The sequence below is a fragment of the Candidatus Planktophila vernalis genome (genome assembly GCF_002288185.1).
In the GTDB taxonomy this organism is placed as follows: Bacteria; Actinomycetota; Actinomycetes; order Nanopelagicales; family Nanopelagicaceae; genus Planktophila; species Planktophila vernalis.
Genome location: NZ_CP016776.1, coordinates 613,467 through 638,138, shown reverse-complemented (window position 1 = coordinate 638,138; position 24,672 = coordinate 613,467). Strand labels below are relative to the sequence as shown.

The following is a 24,672-nucleotide window of genomic DNA, read 5'->3' as shown; positions in this document are numbered from 1 at the left end:
TGAGGATCACTCAGCCTTCTTCTTAGATCGAGATTTCTTCTTTGACGCTGCAGAGATAAGAGCACCGGCAACCTTGACCGCAGAACCGTTTTTGCTAATGAAAGCTGTTGTTGCTTCATTTACTTTATCTGAGAGATCTTCAGCATTTTTAGTAATTCTGTTTATACTCTTGAGAGGTCCATTTACTAAAGTCACAGTTGTGTGAACTTCATCGATAAGAGGTGCAGTTTCATCTGTGATGGTTTTGAGGGATGCCTTAGCCTCATCTATAAAGCGACCGAGACGAATAATCACGTAGGCAACTGCAATGGCGATAACCATCAGCGCACAACTTGCGATTATTGTTGCAATTCCACCTGGACCCATGTTGTTAGCCTACCTGAGGCGCTGCTTTAGGAGCGCCATCAATACCGCTCTCTTTGCGTTGCGCCGTAGTAATAGGAGTTGGAGCACCAGTTAACGGGTCTCCACCGCTTGCAGTCTTAGGGAATGCAATAACTTCGCGGATTGAATCTGAACCAGTAAGCAGTGCGCACACTCGATCAAGACCAAGTGCAATTCCACCATGTGGAGGTGGTCCGTAATTGAAGGCCTCTAAGAGGAAGCCAAACTTGCTCTGGGCTTCTTCATCGCTCAAACCAATAACGCTAAAAACATCTTTTTGAATTTGGCGATCATGAATACGAATTGATCCACCGCCAAGTTCAGTTCCATTCAAAACAATGTCATATGCATAGGCAAGTGCTGAGGCAGGATCCTTTGCAAATGTCTTTGCAAACTCTGGCTTAGGTCCAGTAAATGGATGGTGAACAGCTGTCCAACCGCCGCTATCTGTTGGTTCAAACATTGGCGCATCGACAACCCATAGGAACTCCCACTTATCTGCAGGAATCAAGTTGCAACGCTTACCTATTTCTAAACGAACCGCACCTAACAAATTCAATGATGCCATGCGTTCACCAGCTGCAAAGAAAATCGCATCTCCAGCTTTTGCACCTGCTGCTGCAGCAATTCCTGAAGATTCAGACTCTGAAAGATTCTTAGCAACTGGTCCGCCTAAAGTTCCATCTTCATTGACCAAGATGTATGCAAGGCCCTTAGCTCCACGGGCTTTAGCCCAGTCTTGCCATGCATCTAACTCACGACGAGGAGAGGTTGCTCCCCCAGGCATAACAACGCTTCCAACGTAAGGTGCTTGGAAAACTCTGAAAGTTGTTTGCGCAAAATACTGAGTCTGCTCAGTTAGTTCATAACCAAAGCGAAGATCAGGTTTATCTGAACCATAGCGAGTCATCGCATCGGCATAAGTCATGCGCTGGAGAGGAAGTGGGATGGTGTACCCAACAGCTTCCTTCCATATCTTTGAAACAATCTTTTCGGCAACGGCCAAGATGTCTTCTTGATCAATAAAAGACATCTCGATATCTAATTGCGTAAATTCTGGTTGGCGGTCGGCTCGGAAATCCTCATCGCGAAAACATCTGGCGATTTGGTAATACTTTTCCATTCCAGCAACCATCAACAACTGCTTAAAGAGCTGTGGTGATTGCGGCAAGGCATACCAACTACCTGGCTGCAGACGAACTGGGACTAAAAAGTCGCGAGCACCTTCAGGAGTTGAACGTGTGAGATATGGGGTTTCGATCTCAAGAAACGCTTCATCCTCCATCACGCGACGAATAACCGAAGTCACCTTTGAGCGCAAACGAAGATTTGCCGCTGGCTTCTCACGGCGTAGATCTAGGTAGCGATACTTCAAGCGCACTTCTTCGCTGATCTCTGAATCATTTCCTGAATCAACTGGGAAAGGCAGCGGTGCTGATTCACTCAAAACAACGACTGTGTCACCCATAACTTCAATTTCACCTGTTGGAATGTTTGTATTCTCATTTCCTGCAGGTCTTGCTAAAACTTCTCCCGTAATCATCAGACACCACTCGGCGCGAAGAGAACCCGCCATCTTTTCATCGCGAATAACTACTTGAACAGAACCTGAAGCATCGCGTAGATCAATAAATGCAACACCACCATGATCACGGCGACGTGAGACCCACCCTGCCAAAGTAACGGTCGTACCGGCATGGGATTTGCGCAATGAGCCTGCGTCATGAGTTCTTAACATATGTGCGTTCTACATCCCTATAACTAAATTGCGCTGATTAATGAGTCAATCTTAACCGATGAAGTGGCACCAGTTTTCATCTCTTTTAGCTCCACCGTTGCGCTAGAAATCTCTGATTCGCCTAAAACGATGACATAGCGCGCACCGCTCTTGTCCGCGCCTTTCATAGCACCCTTGAGCGCTCGATCTCCAAAAGCAATTTCAATACTCTTTCCAGCGTTGCGTAGTTGGCTAGCAATCTTCATCGCCATTTCTTTTGCCGCATCCCCCAGTGGAATGATGAACAAATCTGAGACAAAGGAGTTCTCGTTAATTACTCCTTCAGCCTCTGCTGCCAAAAGCGCTCTATCAACACCTAAACCAAAACCAATTCCAGATAAAGACTGGCCTCCGAGTTCGGCCATAAGTCCGTCATAGCGGCCTCCCCCACCAATTCCAGACTGAGCACCGAGAAGTTCATGCACAAATTCAAATGTAGTGCCTGTGTAGTAATCCAAACCACGAACCATCCGTGGATTAAGAACATAGGAAATGCCTAACACATCAAGATACTTTTTCACTTGTTCAAAATGAGCACGTGAACTCTCACTCAAGTAATCAACTAGCAATGGAGCTTTCGCCATTGCATCTTTAATTTCAGGGCGTTTATCATCAAAAAGGCGTAATGGATTAAGTGCTGCACGCGCAGTTGTTGCCTCATCCAATTTCATCCCCGCAATAAATTTCACTAAATCAACACGATGGGCTGCACGAGAATCCGCGTCACCCAAGCTGGTTATTTCTAAACGGTACTTACTTAGACCTATCGCCTTAAACCCTGCATCTGCAATAGCAATTACTTCAGCATCAATTGCCGCATCATCTAAACCAATGGCTTCAATACCGACTTGGTAGAACTGGCGGTAGCGACCTGCTTGTGGACGTTCGGCACGAAAGAACTGACCCGAATACCAAAGCTTGGCTGGTAGTTGACCACGATCTAGACCATGTTCGATAACTGCTCGCATTACTCCGGCAGTTCCTTCTGGGCGCAATGTAATCGAACGATCGCCACGGTCTTGAAATGTGTACATCTCTTTTGAGACAACATCAGTTGATTCACCAACACCGCGTGTAAATAGCTCGGTATCTTCAAATACTGGAAGTTCGATTAATTGATAACCCGCTTTGCGAGCTGGCTCAATTAAGGATTCGCGAACAAACTCAAATGCTTCAGAGCGCGGTGGAACATATTCACTGACACCTTTAGGAGCTTGAATCTTTTGCCCGGCCATTAGTAGCGACCTTTCAGGGCAGTTAAATATGGATTGTTCTTCTTCTCAGCGGCCATGGTGGTCTCTGCATAGTGTCCAGGCAGAACCCGTAAATGATCGCCGAGCGGCAAAATCTTTTTGCGCAATGTAGTCTCCATCGCCTCTGCTGATCCACTTGGCAGATCTGTGCGCCCAATAGAACCAGCAAAGAGAACATCGCCGCTGACTAATAATTCATCGTCAACTACAAAAACGAGGGAACCGGCGGTGTGGCCGGGTGCGTGGATGGCTTTGAATTTCATACCCACAAGCTCCACCACTTCTTCATTGCGCAATTCTCTTACATCCTTCGGTTCGACAAAGTCCATAGCCGATAATGTCGCTACGAATTCTGGACCATGAATACGCTCAGGATGAGCCAGAGCCACTCGATCGAGTGAGTGAATGTAGGCAGGAATTGAATAACCATCGGCAATAGGCTGAATAGAAAAGGTGTGATCAAGATGTCCATGTGTAGCAATGACTGCAACAGGCTTAAGTGAGTGCTTCTTTAGAATCTCATCCAACTGCTGTGAAACATCGGGCATTCCGGGATCGATCACAACGCATTCGCTTCCAGCCTTGGGAGCAATCACCCAGCAGTTAGTGGCATACATAGGGGCAGCAAAAGAGTCGACTAGCACCGATTTCACCCTTTCGCCCACGCTCAAAATAGGAGCGATTGACGCTCACTCACCTAGACAGGGTACCTTTTACCTCCGCACGATTCACGCTCATCCAAGGTGCGCCTTGAGTGAGCACGCACACTGATAGCGACGTTCTAGATCAGAACAACGCGCTGAAAGGGAACACACCATGAGCGATTTCAATCCAACACCACAAGCAAGTGCAGCATCAGCCTTAATCGGAGATCCATCGGCCTTTGGTCGCGTAGCCGAAGATGGAACAGTTTTTGTTCGCACCTCCTCCGGTGAAAAAGCAGTTGGTTCGTATCCTGGTAAAACAGCCGAAGAAGCTCTGGCTTACTTCGTTCGCAAATTTGAACTCCTTGCAGCTGAAGTTGCACTCCTTGCAGCCCGAATCAAAAGTGGCGCACTTGTCCCATCTGATGCATATGCAGCGGTTAAGAAACTGCGCGAGCAAGTAAAAGAATTGAATGGTGTTGGCGATCTTGATGCTCTTTCAGCATCAGTAGAACAAATCGAACCTCTCATTGAGGGACATCGCGAGGCCTATGAGGCTAAGAAGGCAGCAGAGACTGCTGCTAAGTCTGCTCGACGGGAACAAATCCTTGTTGAGAAGGAAAAGATTGTTGCAGAAGCTGAAAGCCTTGCACTCTCTGAGAGCTGGAAAGTCACTGGCGATCGTCTCAAGGTGCTCCTTGATGAATGGAAATCTGCACCTCGTTTGGATAAGAAAGCAGATGCAGATCTCTGGAAGCGTTTCTCATCATCTCGCAACAAATTTGATAAGCGTCGCCGCACCCACTTTGCAGCCCTTGAATCAGTTCAAAAGGTTGTAGTTGATGCAAAGAAGGCAATCATTGAAGAAGCAGAAAAGCTTGCAACCTCAACTGAGTGGGTTCCAACTGCTAAGCGCTTCAAGGCTCTCATGGATGCTTGGAAAGCTGCTGGACGTGGAAAGCCAAGTGATGATGCAAAGATGTGGGCAAGATTTAAGGCCGCACAAGATCAGTTCTTTAGCGCTAAAAACGCTGATCTAGAAAAGCGCGACACAACAATGGCCACGAACCTTATTAAGCGTGAAGAGCTAGTTGTCCAGATTGAAGCGCTGCTACCAATCACTAATCTTGATCAGGCAAAGAAAGCGCTGCGCGATCACTTGAACGCATGGAGCAAAATTGGCATGACTCACCGCGATAAGCGCGCATCCCTTGATGCACGAGTTCACGCTGTGGAGAGCGTTATTAAGGAAGCTGAAGCCGAAATCTGGCGCAAGACAGATCCAGCGGCAAAGGCACGTGCTGCCGAAGTTGTTAAGCAACTTACTGACTCAATCGAGAGCTACGAAAAGATTGCTGCTAAGTCAGAGGCTGCTGGAAATGCCAAGAAAGCATCTGAGGCTCGCGAGTCTGCTGCAGCTCGTAAGGTGTGGCTAGCTGAAGCTGAAAAGGGCTTAGCTGAATTTAGTTAATTGTTGGTAGTGCGATAAACGTCGTACACACCCTCAATATGTCTGACAGCTGCAATAACCGCATCTAAATGCGTGGCATCTGCCATTTCAAAAGTAAAGCGTGAAATTGCCGTGCGATCCTTTGAAGTACTCACTGCAGCGCTCAGAATATTGACGTGCTGATCAGAAAGTGTGCGAGTCACATCTGCCAACAGTGACTCGCGATCTAGAGCTTCAACTTGAATATTGACCAAGAAAACACTTGCCGCACCCAAACGCCAAGAGACATTAACAATGCGATCGTTCTGATTTAGAACCAAATCACCTGCGTTGACACAGTCGTTTCTATGAATTGAAACGCCGCTGCCCTTAGTGATGAAACCAATGATGGCATCGCCAGGAACTGGCGTGCAGCAGCGCGCTAACTTAACTAAGACATCCTCAGCACCTTCAACATCAATGGCATTACTCGAACGTCTTGCCGTTGGGGTGCGTGGGGTGAAGGTATCCATAGTTGGTTCTGGATGAGAATCTTCGGCGCCCATTGATATAACAAGTTTGTCGATGACAGAGGCAGCAGAGATATGACCATCACCAACTGCTGAATACAGGGCGTCGATATCTGGGTAGCGAAGTTCATGGGCTAACTCAAGAAGTGAGTGACCTGCAAAAATCTTTTGTAGAGGCAAACCAGCTTTACGCATTTGTCGCGCAATTGATTCACGTCCGGCATCAATTGCTTCTTCGCGTCGTTCCTTGCTAAACCAACCTTTAATCTTTGAACGAGCTCGAGGACTCTTTACAAAGTTAAGCCAATCTCTACTTGGACCAGCGTGTTCACCCTTATTGGTAACAATCTCAACGACATCACCGTTGTTTAATCGAGATTCCAACGGAACAAGACGCCCGTTTACCTTTGCTCCTGCGCAACGAAATCCAACATCAGTATGAACGGAGAAGGCAAAGTCGACCGGGGTTGATCCACCAGGAAGGGCAACGACGCTGCCCTTAGGTGTGAAGACAAAAACTTCTGGTGTGCCTAAATCAAAGCGCAGAGCTTCAAGGAACTCTGAAGGATCCTCTGTCTCCTTTTGCCACTCGTGCAGTTGGCGAAGCCAGAGCATCTCAGGAGATGTCTCATTATTTTCATGTCCTTGCTTATATTTCCAATGTGCTGCAATACCGAATTCGGCGCGTGAGTGCATATCAAATGTTCTAATTTGGATCTCAATAGCTTTGCCTGTTGGTCCAATCACGGTGGTGTGCAGTGATTGATACAAGTTGAACTTAGGCATTGCAATGTAATCCTTGAAGCGACCTGGAACTGGACTCCATCTTGCGTGGATTGCGCCGAGCACTCCGTAGCAATCACGAACATCCTCAACTAAAACTCGAATACCTACTAAGTCATAAATGTCATTGAATTCTCGTCCACGCACGACCATCTTTTGATAGACCGAGAAGAAATGCTTTTGACGACCCGTAACTGTTGCTTTGATTCCATCGGCAGCTAAATCTTGCGTAACAATCTCAATTACATCATGTGTCAACTTATCGCGAGATGGTGAGCGCTCTGCAACAAGACGGGAAATCTCTTCAAACTTCTTTGGCTCCAACACCTCAAAGGAAAGATCTTCTAACTCCCATTTAATTGCATTCATACCTAAGCGGTGGGCAAGAGGTGCGTAGATATCTAAAGTTTCACGGGCTTTGCGCTGGGCACTTTCGGCTGAAACATATTTCCACGTGCGAGCATTATGTAGTCGATCTGCCAGCTTTATAACTAGGACCCGGATATCTCTCGACATTGCAACAACCATCTTGCGAACAGTCTCAGCCTCTGCCGTTGGTCCATATGTCAGCTTGTCTAGCTTTGTCACACCATCAACTAATCCAGCGATTTCATCACCAAAATCATGACGCAGCTCTTTAAGCGAATATGCCGTGTCTTCGACTGTGTCATGCAAGAGCGCAGCAATGATTGCTTCTGAAGTTAAACCCAACTCAGCCAAGATATTGGCGACTGCAACTGGGTGCGTTATGTATGCATCGCCAGATTTGCGAAGCTGTCCATCGTGGGCTTTTTCAGCAACTACAAAAGCACGTTCAACATCTGCAAAGTTATTCGTTGCATGGTGCTCTTTGAGCGCACTTATAACCGGTGCAATCAAAGTATCCATTTAGGTACCGCTATTTGCGATGTTTACGCTTTGGTTGGTTGCGTGGTCCACGGCGCTCTTCTGAATGCGCCGGTGCTGGCGTAGGAGTTCCGACAGGGGCTGTACGACCGTTAACGCGCTTTGCAAGTGCTTGCATCGCAGGTTCTCTCTCGCGAAGCTGAGCTAAGACAGGAGGTGCAATAAAGATTGAAGAGTATGTACCAACTGCTAAACCAATGAACAACGCGAGGGAAAGATCCTTGAGCGTTCCGGCACCAAGTAATCCAGCACCAACAAAGAGGATTGAACCTACAGGCAACAGCGCAATGACAGATGTGTTAATCGAACGAACAATCGTCTGATTAACTGCCAAGTTAGTTGCTTGAGAGTACGTGCTCTTTGAAGTTGCGGTAATCGTGCGCGTGTTTTCTCGAATCTTGTCGAATACAACAACGGTGTCATAGAGCGAATAACCCAAAATGGTTAAAAAGCCAATGACTGTTGCTGGAGTAACATCGAATCCAACGAGTGCGTAAATACCAACAGTTATAAATACGTCGTGAACCACCGCAGCGATAGCTGCAACAGCCATCTTTGGCTCAAATGCCATTGCAAGGTAGAGCATGACGAACACTAAGAAACCAAGGAGACCGTAGACGGCCTTACGGGTAATTTCCTTACCCCAGGATGGTCCAACTATTTGCGTATCAATTGATTCGACCGGAACTGCGAACTTTGCTGCAAGAGCATCTTGTACTGCGTTGTTTTGTACAGTATCGAGCGCTCCTGTCTGTACGCGAATCTTGTCAGTGCCGATTGTTTGGACAATTGCTTCTCCAGGTACTCCTGTCGCTGATACTGCAGCGCGAGCATCCTCAACGGATGCACCCACCTTAGTAACTGTGAAAGAAGAGCCACCCTTAAATTCAATTCCCAAGTGCAGACCCTGTACGCCTAGGGCTCCAAGAGAAAGCATGACAAAAACAGCAGAGACTGCATACCAACGTCGGCGGTGACCAATAATTTCAATAGAGGTTTCACCGCGATAGAGACGACCACCTAATCCTGAAAACTTTGACATTTCTTATGCCTCCTTTGCTACTGGCAATGTTCCAGTGCTCTTGGCCGATAGTCCGGACAATGGATGACCTGATGCAAAGAAATTCATCTTTGCAAGGATCGTCACCATTGGCTTTGTGAAGACAAAGACGACAATTAAGTCAACAAGTGTTGTTAAACCTAAAGTAAATGCGAATCCTCGAACACCACCTACTGCAAAGAAATACAGTAAGACAGCGGCGATAATTGAAACAAAGTCGGCTACCAAAATTGTTCGGCGTGCTCTACTCCAACCGGTCTCAACAGCGGTTCGAAGTGAACGTCCTTCTCTAATTTCATCTCGAATACGCTCGAAGTAAATAATAAATGAGTCAGCGGTAACACCAATAGCCACAATCGCACCTGCGATACCAGCCAGAGTTAACGTGAATCCAATCCACTCACCAAGAAGTAAGAACATGAGATAAACAAGAGAGGCTGCAACTGCTAGTGAGCCAACAGTTACTAGTCCAAGACCTCGGTAATACAGAAGTGAATAAAGAAGAACAAGTCCAAGACCAAGTCCTCCGGCAAGAAGACCAGCGCTGAGCTGATCAGCACCAAGAGTCGGAGAAACCTGCTGAACTTCACCACGATCAAAAGCAAGAGGTAGCGCACCGTACTTAAGAACGTTGGCAAGATCTTGAGCTTCCAGCTGTGTAAAGCTGCCTGTAATTTGAGCAGTACCTGATGGAATCGCTTCATTAATTCTTGGTGCAGACACAACCAGACCATCGAGCACGATTGCTACTTGGTTAAGGGGCGCAGCTAATGAAGTAACGCGTGAAGTGATTGCACCAAATGCTGCTGTGCCTTCTCCGTTAAATGTAAGGCTTACATACCAAGCACTACCGCTTTGAGCATCAAGTCCTGCAGAAGCCTCTGAAATCTGACGACCTAGAACTTCAGCTGGGGCCAAAATATATTTTGTAAAGCCAGCGCGATCACAGGCAACGATGGTGTCACCCTCTGCATCGGCTCCGGAGCCTTGAAGATTTTCAGGCTTCGTGCAATCGAGAGCTGCAAACTTTGCATTAATCTCTTCGCTCACACCAGTTGCTGGAGTTGCAGCAGGATCTGCTGCACCAGTTGATCCTGCAGTTGCCAATACCTGACGGAATCGCAGCTCTGCAGTTTGTCCAACTAATTCAACAACGCGACGTCCAGTATCTCCAGGAACAGAGATAACAATCTGTCGACTGGTGCCACTTCCTTGCGCAGCTACTTCAGACTCGGCAACACCGAGTGAGTTAACGCGTTGGCGGATGATGGAGACTGCTTGGTCGATTGCTTCATTCGTAACTTTTCCACTTTCACCCGCTGCAATACGCGGTTGAAGAGTGACAGAGGTTCCACCTCGAAGATCAAGACCTAGACGTACTTGCGTAGCGCCTTGGACAAACACAAGACCGGTAAGTGCGATGAGCACTAGGGCCAGGATTGCCAATGAACGCGCTGGGCGGGCAGTCGTCTTTACTGGTTTAGTAGTTGTAGACATAGGTGCAGAGTCTAGGCGTCAGGTGCTGGTGTGTCGAAAAGCGAGGCAAATTGAGCGGGTGGTGTTCGTCCTATATGAGCAAAACCAGCAGCTGTTGCAACTCTTCCCCTAGATGTTCTGGCCATAAGGCCGTTTCGAACTAGGAACGGCTCTGCAACAGATTCAACTGTTTCTATCTCTTCACCCACCGCAATAGCCAAGGTTGATAGACCCACTGGCCCGCCATTAAAGCGCTCGACCAATGCCACCAAGACCCCACGATCGAGTCGATCTAAGCCCATCTCATCTACTTCATACATCTCTAGTGCAGCCTTTGCATCGGCTAATGAAATGGAAGGGCTGGCTTTAACTTGGGCATAGTCGCGAACACGACGTAGCAAACGATTGGCAATACGTGGTGTGCCGCGGGATCGGCCTGAGATTTCAGTGATTGCATCGGTATGAATATCTATCTCCAGCAATGCAGCACTTCTTAAAATCACTTGCGCTAACTCTTTATCATCATAGAAATCTAAATGCGCGGTGAAGCCGAAACGATCACGAAGTGGACCAGGCAATAGACCAGCACGTGTTGTTGCGCCTACTAGCGTGAAATGTGGAAGTTGTAATGGAATAGCTGTGGCCCCGGGACCTTTGCCGACTACAACATCGACTCTAAAGTCCTCCATCGCTAGATAGAGAAGCTCTTCAGCAGGTCGTGGCAGTCGGTGAATTTCATCTAAGAAAAGAATCTCTCCTTCAACTAAAGAAGAGAGAATTGCAGCTAAATCACCGGCATGTGTAATTGCAGGACCACTAGTTATGCGAATGGGTGCTTGCATCTCACTTGCCAGAATTAATGCCAACGTTGTTTTCCCAAGTCCCGGAGGCCCAGAAAGCAAGATGTGATCTGCAGGCGTGTTTCGATGGCGCGCAGCAGTTAACAAAACATCTATCTGCTCGCGCACACGGTGTTGCCCAATGAAATCTTTTAGTGTTTTGGGGCGAAGGGCTTGTTCTAACGCCGACTCCTCTCCCTTGATGTTTGAGCCCACTAAACGCTCTTGATTATCAGCCACGTGAACTCTTTCCACTTGCTAGCGCTAACTTCAAAAGCTCACTTAACTCCATGCTGGCTGGATCTTGGTCGTTGCCATGTAAATCATTAACCACATAACTAATTGCAGAATCTGATTCCTTGGGAGAAAAACCAAGAGAAACAAGGGCACTGAGCAGTTGCTCACGCCATGGCGGTTGATGTCCTTTATATGTTGCACTCGATGAGAGATCGCTGAGTTTGCCCTTCAACTCCAAAATCATGCGCTGTGCACCCTTTTTACCAATACCTGGAACGCGCTCAATTGCAGAAGTATCTTCTTGAGAAATTGCGCGAGCTAAATCTTCAGGGGTTAATGCGCCCATGATTGAGAGAGCTACTTTTGGTCCCACTCCAGAAACCGTTTGCACAAGTTCGAAAAGATTGCGTACCTCTTCAGTTAAAAAGCCAAACAAAGTCAGTGAGTCCTCGCGCACAACAAGGGATGTATAGAGAGTGGACTGGGAACCAAGAGTTAGCCCTGCACTTGTTGGTGGATTAATCAAAACACTCAAGCCCACTCCCCCGACTTCAATGACTAACTTATCCATTGAAAGAGAGCGAATAGTTCCGGTAACTGTTGAAATCATTTAGCCACGCAGTTTTCTAAGACGGGACTTCTCAGCCTCTACTGCTTGATTAATTCTGTCAGTTGATCCACCTCGCCAAATATTACAAATGGCAAGTGCGAGTGCATCAGTTGCATCTACTGGCTTTGGGATTGAATCCAAGTTGAGAATCTTTTGAACCATCTGCGCTACTTGTGCCTTATTTGCTCGGCCTGAACCTGAGACTGCCGCCTTTACTTCACTAGGTGTGTGCATCATGACTGGAATTCCAGCTTTAGCAGCAATGAGTAATGCAATTCCTGCAGCTTGTCCGGTGCCCATAACTGTTCTCACGTTGTGTTGTGCAAAGACTCGCTCTACGGCGATTACATCTGGATTCCAGAGAGCAATCCATTCGTTTAAACCTTTATCAATTTCAAGGAGGCGATTTTCTAGTGCCATATCCGCAGGTGTCATGACAACGCCCACTCCGACCATCTTGAGTGGAGATCCAGGGCTACCTTCAACGATTCCAATACCGCAGCGCGTTAGACCAGGATCAATTCCTAGTACGCGCATTGTGGCCACCATTTCCTCTGACGAAGTTCAAGGTTTCTAGCCTAGGCCTTACCTGTGACGAACTTATTCCAGGCTCGCCATAACCTCATCTGAAACATCGAAGTTGCTATAGACGTTTTGCACATCATCGAGCTCTTCAATCGCATCGATAAGTTCAAATACCTTCTTGGCCCCATCAGCATCTAGTGGGATCGACATTGATGGCAGAAATGAAGAGTCAGCTGATTCATAGTCAATTCCAGCGCTCTGCAAAGCAGTACGAACTTGAACCAAATCAACTGGCTCACACACCACTTCAAAAGATTCACCTAAATCATTTACTTGTTCAGCGCCAGCATCTAGAACTGCTTCAAGAACTCGGTCCTCAGTTAATCCATCGACCTTGTTAACGATGATGACACCCTTGCGATTGAAAAGATATGAAACTGAACCAAGATCTGCCATAGATCCGCCGTTGCGAGTAACTGCAACTTTGATTTCAGAGGCAGAACGGTTGCGGTTATCAGATAGACACTCAATCATGATTGCCACACCGCTTGGGCCATAGCCCTCATACATAATCGTGATCCAGTCTTTGGCACCAGCTTCTAAACCCGCACCACGTTTGATTGCGCGATCGATGTTATCTGCTGGCATAGAAGATTTCTTAGCCTTTATAACTGCGTCGAATAAAGTTGGATTGCCTTCCATGTCAGCGCCGCCATTGCGTGCTGCAACTTCAATTGCGCGAATCTGCTTTGCAAAAACCTTTGCACGGCGACTATCGATAATCGCCTTCTTATGCTTGGTCGTCGCCCACTTGGAATGGCCGGACATGGCTTACACCTTCAATCTCATTAACGCTGATTATGAAACTTACTTTACCTTCTCTAATGCAGGCTTTGCCACTTCCTCAATAAAGTAACGGTGGATTCGATGATCTGCCGTTAGTTCTGGATGAAAAGATGTGGCCAGAAGAGTCGCAGAGCGCACAGCCACAGGGTGTGAATCCACAGAGGCTAGAACCGTGATGCCAGCCCCTACTTTTTCCACCCACGGAGCGCGGATAAATACCGCCTTAATCAATTCACTGGAGCCATCATCAAAAGAGATATCTGTTTCAAATGAATCTACTTGGCGACCAAAAGCATTGCGGCGAACAGTGATATCTAATCCACCAAAAGTTTTTTGTCCTTGCTTGGCATCCAAGATTTGATCTGCAAGCAAAATCATTCCCGCACACGAGCCATAGACCGGCATACCTGCAGCTATTCGTTGCTTTATTGGTTCAAAGATGCCAAAGATTTCAGAGAGCTGAGCAATAGTTGTTGACTCTCCCCCAGGCAAAACAAGGGCATCAACTTCTGCTAACTCAGACTCTCTGCGCACTTCAACGGGATTAATCCCGCAGGCGATCAATGCACTCACGTGCTCGCGAACATCACCCTGGAGTGAGAGAACTCCGACCTTCATGAGCGAAGAGAACTACCAGCCGCGATCGGCAAGACGGTGTGGGGCTGGAAGATCTGCAACGTTAATACCAACCATCGCCTCTCCAAGACCACGTGATGCATCAGCGACAACCTTGGCATCTTGCCAAAACGTTGTTGCCTTCACACATGCAGCTGCGCGCTGTGCTGGATTTCCAGATTTGAAAATACCTGAGCCAATAAAGACGCCATCTGCGCCCATTGCCATCATTAACGCAGCATCTGCTGGAGTTGCAATGCCACCAGCGGTGAAGAGAACAACTGGAAGCTTGCCGCTTTGTGCTACTTCCTTAACTAATTCATAAGGCGCTTGGAGTTCTTTAGCTGCAACATAGAGTTCATCTTCGCGCATTGAAGATAGGCGACGAATTTCTCCGCCAATCTTGCGCATATGTTGCATTGCATTTGAAACATCGCCTGTGCCAGCTTCACCTTTAGAGCGAATCATTGCTGCGCCTTCATTAATGCGGCGAAGCGCTTCTCCTAGATTTGTAGCACCGCACACGAATGGAACTGTGAAGTCCCACTTATCGATGTGGTTTTCATAATCTGCAGGAGTAAGAACTTCTGACTCATCGATGTAATCCACACCCAGAGATTGCAAAACTTTAGCTTCAACAAAGTGGCCAATACGTGCTTTAGCCATAACAGGGATTGAGACTGATGCTTGAATCTTTTCGATCATGTCAGGATCAGACATACGAGCTACTCCGCCTTGAGCACGGATATCTGCAGGTACGCGCTCTAGCGCCATAACTGCAACTGCGCCAGCATCTTCGGCAATCTTTGCCTGCTCAGCGTTAACGACATCCATAATGACGCCGCCCTTGAGCATCTCTGCCATACCGCGCTTAACTCGACCTGTGCCTTTTACTTCTGACATTTACTCTTTACTCACCTTCGCCTGTGTAGGGGAACATCCTACTTTGTCTTTGTCGCCTTCGCGCTCGCAGATAAATAGGTGAAATCAGGCTCCTTATCGGTCAAAGCAACCCAAATTTGGCCTGGGGCAAACTTTATTTCGCTTGCATCACGCAATGTCCACGTAGTTCCGACGCCCTCAGATGCGCGATTCCATAGGGCCGCATAGCTTTTTCCATCACGCAAAATAAATCCGCGGCCACTACCAACTGTTTGTGAAAGCGGGGTTACTCCCCCGATTTTGTCTTTGTATTCAGAGTCAGTAATTGAAACCATCTGAATGACCAAAGTTGTTGGGCCAAGAACTATTCCTGATTCTGCGAGATTACTCTTTGAGTTATGTGAGAGTAACCAACGAGACTCAGTTTCTGACCATTCGGCGCTATATCGAGCCGCTGGCCAATACATGATCACAGATTGAGTTGGCTTGCCACCTTCGGGTGCATCACCAAAGCTCCAACCAACATTATTTGCTGAAGTGATTTGATAATTCTTCTCAATTACCTTGGCCATCAATAGATCTGCCCGTAAAACCATCGCAACAGGTGCAACTCGATTGGGATCAGTTGTGTAGATAGAAGGAGGCTGTGCTTGTGCCCCAAGATTTTGCAGATTCGATGCATCTATAACCGGCAACAGCTTCTTCTGTGCACCGCTATAGGCAAATGCAACACGACCATATTGACTCAAAATATCTATGTCAGAAATTCGTGCACTTCGTACAGGTCCCACGCGCTCTGGAATAACAGATGAAAAGATTGCTGCAAGGCGAGTTAGACCACCTTCAACTTGTTCGATGTAGACAACATCTGCATCCTCTAAACCAATTTGTGGATGCGCAGCATTTGTATCATCGATTTTGACTGCAAGAACTGGGCCGTTCGTGCCCTCTCTTCCGCTGAGCACATTGCGCTCGGCTGATTTCGGCAGTAGATCTGAAATAGCTGAACACCCAGCCAGAAGTGCGAGGAGTGCTGCACATACAAGTGTTAAGCGCTTAAAGAACATCTGATTCAAACTCATAGGTAACGGGAAGCGGGGCGGTACCAGCCAATCGAAACGTCTTTACGACAAACTTATTGCGCACCATCTGGGTCGATGAAACTGCATCTGTGTGAATAGAAATGGCCACACGAATCTTGGCTGTTAATGCAGATAGCTCTTGCAATAAGGCTTGTTCTGAATCTGTGGCGTGCGACAATCCATCAGCAATAATCAACCCTAGCGCTCCTGATAAACCACTCTCTGCCATAGATCTGTTTTTAACATTGGCATCTCGTGCTTGATATGCAGCCCCAGTTAACAACATTGATGATGCTGGATCGGCTAGATCACTATGTGCTATTTCAAGGGCTATTGCTGCTCTCTTTTGCAGTAAGACATCAAGGTTGGCCCAACTAGTTTCAACTCTATGGTGCAAGCGATCTAGTCGGGTAGCCGAGAAAGATAAGTACCAAAGACCAACTAAAAGTAGAAATCCAGAGGCTAGTAAAACCTTCATTTCTTTTCCTCATCTCTTGAGAGGAATCGGCCCCAAGCACGTCCATCAGAGCTAAGAGAAACCCCTTTGCCTCCGACTATTGCCATTTCATAGATTGAAAAGATTTGTTCAGCAACTACATCCCAATCAAAAACTTGTGCATGCTTTTTGCCGGCGCTAGCCAATTCTTTACGCTTATTCTCATCACGCAATAGATCGATAATTACCTTTGCTAAATCTGTTGAATTCTCAGATTCAAAGAGAGCACCAAACTCTCCCCCTCCCAGCAGAGAATCAAATGCTGGAATATCACTTGCAACTACGCATGCACCACCGGCTAACGCCTCAGCCAAGATAATTCCAAATGACTCACCGCCCGTGTTGGGAGCAACATAGAGTGAGACCGATGACATAAAGTCAGCTTTCTCCTGTTCAGAAATTCTTCCTAGAAATTCGAAACGATCACGAAGTTGTGGGTCAATTACCTTTTCAAACTCTTTTGGATCTCCGGGGCCAGCAACAAACACTTTCACATCCGGTGCAAAGCGAGCGATGATGGGAAGTGCATCGACAAGTACTTGTAGACCCTTACGCGGTTCCTCAAAGCGACCAATAAAACCAATGGTGTTTCCAGCCCATTTCTCCTGGAAATTACCAGCCGAATAGCGCTTGGCATAAATTCCATTGGGAACAACTATTGCATCAGTTTCAAGGTGATCGGTAAGAGTTAAGCGCGCAGCTTCTGATACTGCGATACGAGCTGAGAGTTTCTCAATTGCAGGTTCTAGAATCGGGCCGATAGCAAAAATTACTTTCTGTCGCTTTGCCGCAGCATGAAAAGTTCCCACCATTGGACCTTCTGCTGCCCAGCAGGCAAGAAGTGAGATTGATGGAATTGCTGGCTCGTGCAGATGCAATAGATCAAACTCACCGCTGCCAATCCATTGGCGTACACGCGCATATGCAATTGGACCGAATAGAACACGAGCAACTGCGCCGTTATATGGAATAGAAATTGGCTTACCTGCACTTACGACATAGTCAGGTAATTGCTCCTCATCAATGGCTGGTGCTAAGACTGAAACCTTATGTCCAGCAGCGATGAGAAACTCAGCTAAATCCCGCACATGGTTTTGCACGCCGCCCGGTGTGTCCCAACCATAAGGGCAAACAATTCCAATTTTGAGTTTCTTAGTAAGCATTAGTCACGATCCTTGAAATCGCCATCAATCCAGATGCGTTGCATCATGTGCCAATCTTGTGGGTACTTGGCAATACCTTCTGCAAATAAATCGGCGCTTTTCTGGACGAGTGCAGCAACCCGCTGAGTCTCTGTTCCCTCGGTTGGTATTTGCATCCGAGTGAAATCAATATGAATTCCAGTTGGAGTGTAAGAAACATATGCACTAATTAACGGTGCACCTGTGCGAATTGCAAGTAGTGCAGGACCTGCCGGCATTCTGGCTGGCCCACCGAAGAAATTCACATCTATTCCAGATTTGGAGAGATCGCGATCGGCAGCTAATGCAATAACGCAACCTGTTCTAATGCGCTGCATCAATGTGGGAATCACGCGACCATCTAGTGGCAGTGATTCCATCCCAAAATCTGAGCGATATTGCATGAACTTCTTAAACAACTTCTCCGGCTTTAAATGCTCAGCAACCGTGACAATCTTGGCTCCACGAGCACAGAAATAAGCTGCTGCGTGATCGTAGTTACCACAGTGCGGCAAGGTGACAATTGCTCCATTTCCGGCAGCAACAGCGTCCATCAAAATGCTTTCATCATTAAATGTGACGGTGCCGAGAATTCGCTCCCTGGACCAATCAGGAAATCTAAATGTGTCACACCAATACCGGAGGGCTGAGCGCATTCCGGAATAAACAAGTAAATCTAAATCAAGGGCCGTGATGTTGGGTTGGGTGCGAGCAAGGTTGGAGCGAAGTCTGGCAATGCTCTTTCCATTTCGCTTCACTAAATAGTCAGCTACGGCATTAGCTCTGGCATAAACAAAATTCTCAGGTAGCCAACGCAAAATACGCCATGCAGCAAAGTAACCCCACGCACTCACAGTTTGAATCATTATTTAAATGCCTTGCGAACTATCAACATACGTTGCACAACCGTTACTGCTCCAAGCCCTGCGAGTAACCACATTCCACCGGCCAATACATATGGAACCCCAAGGCCATCAAGTGCAATTGCAGACATTGCCATGATTAACCGCTCGGTGCGCTCTGCTATTCCCCCACTGCATTCAACGCCAAAACTTTCGGCTTTGGCCCGAATGTATGGAACAAGCATTCCTGTTACTAAAGTTGCGATTACGACAAAACTTAACTGGTCATCATCGTTGATCAAGTAAATACTCACACCTAGAAGAATCGCTGAATCTGTTACGCGATCGATTGTGGAATCTAGGAAGCTTCCCCATTTACTTGCTCCGGCTTTAGAGATGCGAGCCATCGTGCCATCAAAGAGATCACTTAGGGCAAAGAAGGCAATGACTGCTGTGCCGAGAAAGAAATCTCCACGAGGATAGAAAAACAACGCTGATGCAATTACTCCCACAGCTCCCACCCATGTGACTGCATTGGGTGTTATCCCAATACGCAGGGCAGACGCGGCTACGGGTGTTATTAATCTCGTAACCGCAGGTTTTAAAGAGCGACTTAGCATCACTGCACATCGTAGGCTGACCCAGTGCAGAATCCCACATCGCCTCTCAATCTCTGCGTCTTTGGCCACCCTTCAGCCAACCCTGGTGAAGTTGCCACGGCGCTCGGGGCATCAGTTGGAACTCAAGCCACTGGTGATATTTCCTGCGCACTCTTTGTTGTTAACCCCAACACCGGAATCGACCAGGCAACTATTGATCAATGGCAATCCTTTGATGAGTTCCTCACACCTCGCATGATTGTTGTTACACAGTTGGATGGAAACAATGCTGACTTTGATGATGCAGTCATGTTGGCTAACCGAGTCTTTGATCAAATTGCCACGCCTTACTTAGTTCTCCATGATGATGATGGATCACCTAGAGCTCTTATCTCACTCTCGGACATGGTCATCACCGATTACTCCACCACTCCCCCAACTAAAAATCCCTGCGAGCCAGAGCATGAAACTTTAGTTCAAGAGTTTCGTGATGAATATCTAGAGCTTGTCACATCAATGGGTGAAGGTGCTTTCGCCGCAGGTGTTCTATTTCCAGCAATTCCACTTGTGATGGAAAAGGGAATTGGCCTTGATGTTATAAAGAAATATCTCGCTGAACTCAACTAGTGCTACCAAGCAGCAGCAATCTCTTCTCTGGTCAAAGTAAGTAACTGTGGAAGCACCTTTGTTTTTCCAATAATTGGCATGAAGTTTGCATCACCGCTCCAACGAGGAACGATGTGTTGGTGGATGTGTTCTGCCACCCCCGCACCTGAAATAGCACCTTGATTCATTCCTAAGTTAAAGCCTGCAGGGGATGAAACTTTTCGAATAGTTTTCATCGCATGAGCAGTAAGAGATGAAATCTCGTTGCGCTCTTGCTCACTTAAGTCAGTTAGATCTGCAACGTGTCTGTTAGCGCAGACTAATAAGTGTCCTGGGTTATAGGGATATAAATTCATGACGACATAGGCCGTTGCGCCCCTATGAACAATGAGGCCTTCTTCATCAGTTAATTTAGGAATACGGCAGAACGGACATTCAACTTCATTGCCCTCTAATGGGCGGTTTTCTCCCCGTAAGTATTCAAGACGATGAGGCGCCCATAAACGTTGCCACCCATCAGGCATTCCTGCGCCATCAATATGCATTGTTAAACCTGAGTGCGCTCTGCTACTACTTTTTGAATTTCGGCAATTGCATCCTTAATAGGAATTCCGTTCTTCTGTTCGCCATTGCGATAGCGGAATGAGACAGCACCTGCTGCCATATCTTCCTCACCTGCAATAACCATAAATGGCACCTTTTGCATCTGTGCATTACGAACCTTCTTCTGCATGCGATCATCGGATGCATCTAGCTCTGCACGAATGCCAGCTTTCTTCATCTGCTTAATGACATCAGCCAAATAATCTGCAAACGCTTCAGCAACAGGAATACCAACCACTTGAACCGGTGCAAGCCATGGTGGGAAAGCACCTGAGTAATGCTCTGTTAGAACACCAAAGAATCTTTCAATAGAACCAAAGAGAGCGCGGTGAATCATTACTGGGCGCTGGCGTGATCCGTCGGCTGCTGAATATTCAAGTTCAAAGCGTTGTGGAAGTTGGAAGTCTACTTGAATCGTGGACATCTGCCATGTGCGACCGATGGCATCTTTTGCTTGCACGGAAATCTTTGGTCCGTAGAACGCTGCGCCGCCCTCATCTAGAACTAACTCTAGTTTTTGAGCAACAGCTGCTTTGCGCAATGTCTCAGTTGCCTCTTCCCAATCAGCATCTGCGCCCACAAACTTTTCAGGGTTCTTGGTTGATAGTTCTAGATAGAAGTCATTGAGACCGTAATCGCGCAAAAGATTGAGTACGAAAGTTAACAGTGAATCTAATTCATCTGCCATCTGCTCTTTTGTGCAATAGATGTGGGCATCATCTTGCGTAAAGCCACGAGCACGAGTGATGCCGTGTAGCACACCAGATTTTTCATAACGATAAACAGTTCCGAATTCAAAGAGTCGAAGTGGAAGTTCACGATAGGAGCGCTGACGGGCTTGGAAAATAAGGTTGTGGAACGGGCAGTTCATTGGCTTCATGTAGTACTGCTGGCCAGGCTTTTTAATCGTTCCATCGGCATGGAGCTCTTCATCCATGATCATCGGTGGATACATTCCCTCTGAGTACCAATCCAAGTGTCCTGATTTTTCAAACAGGGCAGCTTTGGTTAAGTGAGGCGAATAAACAAACTCATAATCTTCTTCTTCATGGCGCTTGCGTGAGTAATCTTCCATCGCACGGCGAATGATTCCGCCCTTGGGATGAAAGACTGCTAAACCTGAACCAATTTCTTCTGGAAATGAAAAGAGATCAAGTTCAGTTCCAAGTCGGCGGTGATCGCGCTTTTCAGCCTCGGCTAGTAATTCCAAGTGAGCATTGAGTTCATCTTGCGATGGCCACGCTGTGCCATAGATGCGCTGGAGCATGGGATTTTTTTCAGATCCACGCCAATACGCAGCAGCACTTCGCATCAACTTAAATGCAGGAATGTGTTTTGTTGATGGAAGGTGAGGACCTCTACAAAGATCTCCCCACACTGGGTTTCCATCTCTACCTAAATTGTCATAGATGGTGAGCTCTGCTCCACCAACTTCAACACTTGCCTCTTCGCCTGCTGGGCCTTTTATGCCAATGAGTTCGCACTTATATGGCTCGTGGGAAAGTTCAGCTAGCGCTTCTTTTTCGGTAACAACACGGCGGCGAAAGCGCTGGCCATCTTTAACAATCTTGCGCATAACGCTTTCAATCTTTGTTAAATCATCTGGATTAAAAGGAGTCTTTGGATCAAAGTCGTAATAGAAACCATCTTTGATCGGTGGTCCAATTCCAAGCTTTGTATCAGCGAAAACCTCTTGCACAGCCTGTGCCATAACGTGGGCAGTTGAGTGGCGAAGGACAAAGAGACCATCAGGAGAATTGATGAGAACAGATTCAACGACATCGCCTTCGTGCAGGTCGGTCCACAAATCTTTGAGAGCTCCATTGATACGGCAAACGACTACCTCTTTATTATCTGCAAAGAGGTGGGTAGGGCGTTGATCTGCCTCTATGGAGCGTGATGCACCATCAACGGTTACCTGAATCATGAGGCTAGCCTACCGAATACTTATGAGCCAACGCCTTTATTTCTTCTCCGAAGGCGTGTGAAAGATGCAACGGCCGTGAATCAATCGATGAAATAGCGTGAGATAAACGCAAACTACTAATAAAGAAGGCAGAGGTGATTTCCGCTAGCCGATCTGCTGGGATGCTCTCGATGGCAACTAACTCATTCTCAATCAGAATCTGACGAATAATTCCGGGCAGAACAACATCAGTAGTTGGTGGTGTCACCCAACGACCATCAATGTTTGCAATCAGATTAGTAACTGAGCCCTCACAGATATTGCCTTGGCTATTAACGACGACTGCATCATCAAAGCCAGCCAGGCGGGCCTGCTCAAGAATTGCTAATCGATTGGTATAAGGAAATTTTTTATGAACATCACCTGTAACAGCATCTGGATGCAATCTCACATCACAGCTTTTCTCTTGCTCTGCATAAGGCATGTGAACTGCCAACCAGTTACCTTGATTATCAAATGAAATCCGCAGCATTCCTAAACCTTGTGGAACAGCGGCAAACAAATCAGTCACACTTTGTGAAATCTGATCTGAGTTTGGGATGGTGATCCCGAGAGCTACTGCGCTGCTCTGTGCCCTGGCTATATGGCGAGATAAAGACAATGGCTTGTTCCCAACGCTTTTGATCGTTTCAAAGATTCCTTCACCTTCTAGCCACCCAGAGCTAGTTGCTGGCACATCATCAATACCTCTTACTTCACCGTTATAGATCACTCTCATAACTGACCACCGGCAAGTGAAACTAAACGTCTTGCTTTGAGTTGAGTCTCTTCCCACTCATCTTCTGCCACGCTGGCCCACGTAATTCCAGCACCTGTACCAAATCGCAACTTGTCATCTTTATAGAAGATTCGGATTGCAACTGAAAGTTCACACTTATCCCCTTGCACCCAACCCAGCGCACCGCAATACGGCCCGCGCTTTCCTTCATTGTCTTTAATGACAGAGACGGCAGATGACTTTGGAGCACCACTAATGGATCCTGGTGGACTCAAGCGATTGAAGATCTCTGTCCAAGTAATCTCATCTTTGAGTTCGCCTTCAATATCTGACACCAAATGCACAAGGCCAGGATGGGACTCGGTTGAAAGCAAACGAGGGACAGTGACACTTCCGCTCTTACAAATCTGCCCTAAATCATTTCGCATGAGATCAACAATCATTACGTTCTCGGCTTTGTCCTTCACGCCAAAATCAACTGTGCCAGCTGGTGCTGTGCCCTTGATAGGCGAAGTGCGAATTCGTCCTCCATCGCGCTTAAGGAATAACTCGGGTGATGCTGAAGCGATGTTGATTCCTGGTGCTTCTAAATAGGAAGCCCATGGCGCTGGGTTACCTTCAAGAATCTTAGAAAACAGTCCACGCAGATCCTCAACATCAACATGGATAGAGATTTCTCTGCAGGCATTAACTTGATAGACCCAGCCTTGTGCAATGTGCTCTTGCACTTTCTTCACATATGTTACGTATTGACTTTCATTCAAACTACTTGACCATTGGCCTTCTATTTTCTGCCATGGTGATGTTGGAAAACTTGCTTCAATAACATGATCAAATTTGAAAGCTTGAAAATCTCCTTCAAAAGTTGTTGAGAGCGCCCAGAATCCCCCATCGGCTAAACACGATGGATCATTTGAAACCTGCGAAAGGCCAGTTGCCAACCGCCCATTCATCCAAAAAACAGGCGCATTCTTCGATGAACTCACAAGGTAACGGTAGTCATTGAATTCCCACTTTGGCGCTATGGCCTCACCTACGATAGATTTGCCCTCCTCGCGGACGTAGCGCAGTTGGTAGCGCGGAACCTTGCCAAGGTTCAGGTCGCCGGTTCGAACCCGGTCGTCCGCTCTCAAAACTGATCGCCGTTCACGTAAAAAATGAACGGCGTTCGTTTTTGGTCGGATGGCCGAGAGGCGAGGCAAGGGACTGCAAATCCCTCTACACGGGTTCAAATCCCGTTCCGACCTCCATTAGTAGAACGAGTAAAAGGAAGAGTTCATGGACGAAGACGTCAGACCGTGGGGTCGCTATGAAATCTTGTCTGAAAGTTCAGATCACAAAGTAAAGCGAATTGTTGTTAATGCTGGCGCTCGTTTTTCTTACCAACGCCATCAACATCGCTCTGAACATTGGTTCATCGTCAGCGGCAATGCAAAGGTCACTCATGAAGGCCTTGAATTTGAAATGTCAGCTGGAGACTCGATTGATATCGCCCAAGGCGAGCTTCACCGTTTAGCAAACATCGGTAGTGAGCCTGTTATTTTTATTGAGGTCCAGAGCGGTTCATACTTTGGTGAAGATGATATTGAGCGTATCGAGGATGACTACAACCGATAAGCACCACTTATTTTCGTGAGGTATCATTTCTCACTCAAGCAAGGATCGTTGGCTCAGCGGTAGAGCACCACATTGACATTGTGGGGGTCACTGGTTCGATCCCAGTACGGTCCACTTCAGTAAGTTCATCTAGACGCAGAGAAAACTATCGGAATGCGTGCAATGT

25 protein-coding genes and 3 tRNA genes are annotated in these 24,672 nt (G+C 47.0%); 6 read left to right on the top strand and 22 right to left on the bottom strand.

Annotated elements, in window-relative coordinates; translation table 11 throughout:
* Window positions 1-6 precede the first annotated feature (6 nt).
* From A7sIIA15_RS03395 to A7sIIA15_RS03380, 4 genes are read right to left on the bottom strand one after another with little or no spacing between them, the layout of a single operon-like run.
* The gene (locus A7sIIA15_RS03395) at window positions 7-366 is read right to left on the bottom strand and encodes a DUF948 domain-containing protein (RefSeq protein ID WP_095685791.1); all 360 of its coding nucleotides are present in this window, start codon (window positions 364-366) and stop codon (window positions 7-9) included.
* 4 nt (window positions 367-370) lie between these two features.
* Entirely contained in the window at window positions 371-2,122 is a 1,752-nt protein-coding gene (aspS, locus tag A7sIIA15_RS03390) for an aspartate--tRNA ligase (protein WP_095685790.1), read from the bottom strand.
* A 23-nt stretch (window positions 2,123-2,145) separates the two neighbouring features.
* Entirely contained in the window at window positions 2,146-3,396 is a 1,251-nt protein-coding gene (hisS, locus tag A7sIIA15_RS03385) for a histidine--tRNA ligase (RefSeq protein WP_095685789.1), read from the bottom strand.
* Complete coding sequence (locus A7sIIA15_RS03380; RefSeq protein ID WP_223298299.1) at window positions 3,396-4,067, bottom strand: MBL fold metallo-hydrolase; 672 nt, start codon at window positions 4,065-4,067, stop codon at window positions 3,396-3,398. Before A7sIIA15_RS03380 ends, hisS begins: the two co-directional genes overlap by 1 nt.
* 163 nt (window positions 4,068-4,230) lie before the next feature.
* On the opposite strand from A7sIIA15_RS03380, the gene A7sIIA15_RS03375 reads away from it, so the two are divergent.
* On the top strand, window positions 4,231-5,529 hold the full coding sequence (locus A7sIIA15_RS03375) for a DUF349 domain-containing protein (RefSeq protein WP_095685788.1): 1,299 nt from the start codon (window positions 4,231-4,233) through the stop codon (window positions 5,527-5,529).
* Here the strand turns inward: A7sIIA15_RS03375 and A7sIIA15_RS03370 are convergent.
* The 14 genes from A7sIIA15_RS03370 to pgsA form a co-directional block, all read right to left on the bottom strand.
* A complete protein-coding gene (locus A7sIIA15_RS03370) occupies window positions 5,526-7,688 on the bottom strand; it encodes a RelA/SpoT family protein (RefSeq protein ID WP_095685787.1) in 2,163 nt (720 codons plus the stop codon). The two genes, A7sIIA15_RS03375 and A7sIIA15_RS03370, sit on opposite strands and share 4 nt — an antisense overlap.
* A gap of 10 nt (window positions 7,689-7,698) precedes the next feature.
* On the bottom strand, window positions 7,699-8,748 hold the full coding sequence (secF, locus tag A7sIIA15_RS03365; RefSeq protein WP_095685786.1) for a protein translocase subunit SecF: 1,050 nt from the start codon (window positions 8,746-8,748) through the stop codon (window positions 7,699-7,701).
* A gap of 3 nt (window positions 8,749-8,751) precedes the next feature.
* Window positions 8,752-10,263 carry a protein translocase subunit SecD gene (secD, locus tag A7sIIA15_RS03360; protein WP_095685785.1) on the bottom strand — a complete coding sequence of 504 codons (1,512 nt, stop codon included), beginning with the start codon at window positions 10,261-10,263 and terminating at the stop codon, window positions 8,752-8,754.
* 11 nt (window positions 10,264-10,274) lie between these two features.
* The gene (gene ruvB, locus A7sIIA15_RS03355; RefSeq protein ID WP_095685784.1) at window positions 10,275-11,321 is read right to left on the bottom strand and encodes a Holliday junction branch migration DNA helicase RuvB; all 1,047 of its coding nucleotides are present in this window, start codon (window positions 11,319-11,321) and stop codon (window positions 10,275-10,277) included.
* Complete coding sequence (gene ruvA / locus A7sIIA15_RS03350; protein WP_095685783.1) at window positions 11,314-11,928, bottom strand: Holliday junction branch migration protein RuvA; 615 nt, start codon at window positions 11,926-11,928, stop codon at window positions 11,314-11,316. Before ruvA ends, ruvB begins: the two co-directional genes overlap by 8 nt.
* The gene (gene ruvC / locus A7sIIA15_RS03345) at window positions 11,929-12,465 is read right to left on the bottom strand and encodes a crossover junction endodeoxyribonuclease RuvC (protein ID WP_223298298.1); all 537 of its coding nucleotides are present in this window, start codon (window positions 12,463-12,465) and stop codon (window positions 11,929-11,931) included.
* Between the two features lie 63 nt (window positions 12,466-12,528).
* Window positions 12,529-13,281, bottom strand: coding sequence for a YebC/PmpR family DNA-binding transcriptional regulator (locus A7sIIA15_RS03340; protein WP_095685781.1), 753 nt, complete (start codon window positions 13,279-13,281; stop codon window positions 12,529-12,531).
* A gap of 39 nt (window positions 13,282-13,320) precedes the next feature.
* Entirely contained in the window at window positions 13,321-13,917 is a 597-nt protein-coding gene (gene pdxT, locus A7sIIA15_RS03335; RefSeq protein WP_095685780.1) for a pyridoxal 5'-phosphate synthase glutaminase subunit PdxT, read from the bottom strand.
* A 12-nt stretch (window positions 13,918-13,929) separates the two neighbouring features.
* The gene (pdxS, locus tag A7sIIA15_RS03330; RefSeq protein WP_018225339.1) at window positions 13,930-14,817 is read right to left on the bottom strand and encodes a pyridoxal 5'-phosphate synthase lyase subunit PdxS; all 888 of its coding nucleotides are present in this window, start codon (window positions 14,815-14,817) and stop codon (window positions 13,930-13,932) included.
* A 38-nt stretch (window positions 14,818-14,855) separates the two neighbouring features.
* Window positions 14,856-15,878 carry a DUF3048 domain-containing protein gene (locus tag A7sIIA15_RS03325; protein WP_223298297.1) on the bottom strand — a complete coding sequence of 341 codons (1,023 nt, stop codon included), beginning with the start codon at window positions 15,876-15,878 and terminating at the stop codon, window positions 14,856-14,858.
* On the bottom strand, window positions 15,853-16,356 hold the full coding sequence (locus tag A7sIIA15_RS03320) for a LemA family protein (RefSeq protein ID WP_095685778.1): 504 nt from the start codon (window positions 16,354-16,356) through the stop codon (window positions 15,853-15,855). The genes A7sIIA15_RS03325 and A7sIIA15_RS03320 overlap by 26 nt, the downstream gene beginning before the upstream one ends.
* The gene (locus A7sIIA15_RS03315; RefSeq protein WP_095685777.1) at window positions 16,353-17,537 is read right to left on the bottom strand and encodes a glycosyltransferase family 4 protein; all 1,185 of its coding nucleotides are present in this window, start codon (window positions 17,535-17,537) and stop codon (window positions 16,353-16,355) included. The genes A7sIIA15_RS03320 and A7sIIA15_RS03315 overlap by 4 nt, the downstream gene beginning before the upstream one ends.
* Window positions 17,537-18,421 carry a phosphatidylinositol mannoside acyltransferase gene (locus tag A7sIIA15_RS03310; RefSeq protein ID WP_095685776.1) on the bottom strand — a complete coding sequence of 295 codons (885 nt, stop codon included), beginning with the start codon at window positions 18,419-18,421 and terminating at the stop codon, window positions 17,537-17,539. Before A7sIIA15_RS03310 ends, A7sIIA15_RS03315 begins: the two co-directional genes overlap by 1 nt.
* Entirely contained in the window at window positions 18,421-19,017 is a 597-nt protein-coding gene (pgsA, locus tag A7sIIA15_RS03305) for a phosphatidylinositol phosphate synthase (protein WP_095685775.1), read from the bottom strand. The genes A7sIIA15_RS03310 and pgsA overlap by 1 nt, the downstream gene beginning before the upstream one ends.
* A gap of 24 nt (window positions 19,018-19,041) precedes the next feature.
* On the opposite strand from pgsA, the gene A7sIIA15_RS03300 reads away from it, so the two are divergent.
* Window positions 19,042-19,623 carry a P-loop NTPase family protein gene (locus A7sIIA15_RS03300; protein ID WP_095685774.1) on the top strand — a complete coding sequence of 194 codons (582 nt, stop codon included), beginning with the start codon at window positions 19,042-19,044 and terminating at the stop codon, window positions 19,621-19,623.
* 2 nt (window positions 19,624-19,625) lie between these two features.
* Here A7sIIA15_RS03300 and A7sIIA15_RS03295 read toward each other — a convergent pair whose 3' ends face one another.
* Genes A7sIIA15_RS03295 through A7sIIA15_RS03280 form a run of 4 tightly spaced genes read right to left on the bottom strand, consistent with a single transcriptional unit; the run spans window position 19,626 to window position 23,875 of the window.
* Window positions 19,626-20,147, bottom strand: coding sequence for an HIT domain-containing protein (locus tag A7sIIA15_RS03295; protein WP_095685773.1), 522 nt, complete (start codon window positions 20,145-20,147; stop codon window positions 19,626-19,628).
* Window positions 20,148-20,149: 2 nt separating this feature from the next.
* Window positions 20,150-22,132, bottom strand: a complete 1,983-nt coding sequence (gene thrS, locus A7sIIA15_RS03290; RefSeq protein WP_095685772.1) for a threonine--tRNA ligase — start codon at window positions 22,130-22,132, stop codon at window positions 20,150-20,152.
* Window positions 22,133-22,136: 4 nt separating this feature from the next.
* Window positions 22,137-22,889: an aminotransferase class IV gene (locus tag A7sIIA15_RS03285; protein ID WP_095685771.1), complete on the bottom strand. Its 753-nt coding sequence runs from the start codon at window positions 22,887-22,889 to the stop codon at window positions 22,137-22,139.
* The gene (locus tag A7sIIA15_RS03280) at window positions 22,886-23,875 is read right to left on the bottom strand and encodes a chorismate-binding protein (protein ID WP_223298296.1); all 990 of its coding nucleotides are present in this window, start codon (window positions 23,873-23,875) and stop codon (window positions 22,886-22,888) included. The genes A7sIIA15_RS03285 and A7sIIA15_RS03280 overlap by 4 nt, the downstream gene beginning before the upstream one ends.
* 69 nt (window positions 23,876-23,944) lie before the next feature.
* Here A7sIIA15_RS03280 and A7sIIA15_RS03275 point away from each other — a divergent pair.
* The 4 genes from A7sIIA15_RS03275 to A7sIIA15_RS03260 all read left to right on the top strand — a co-directional run bounded on the left by A7sIIA15_RS03275 (window position 23,945) and on the right by A7sIIA15_RS03260 (window position 24,620).
* Window positions 23,945-24,017, top strand: a tRNA-Gly gene (locus A7sIIA15_RS03275).
* A 48-nt stretch (window positions 24,018-24,065) separates the two neighbouring features.
* Window positions 24,066-24,139 (top strand) — tRNA-Cys (locus tag A7sIIA15_RS03270).
* 28 nt (window positions 24,140-24,167) lie between these two features.
* Entirely contained in the window at window positions 24,168-24,506 is a 339-nt protein-coding gene (locus A7sIIA15_RS03265) for a phosphomannose isomerase type II C-terminal cupin domain (RefSeq protein WP_095685769.1), read from the top strand.
* Between the two features lie 42 nt (window positions 24,507-24,548).
* Window positions 24,549-24,620, top strand: a tRNA-Val gene (locus tag A7sIIA15_RS03260).
* The last annotated feature ends 52 nt before the right edge of the window (window positions 24,621-24,672 follow it).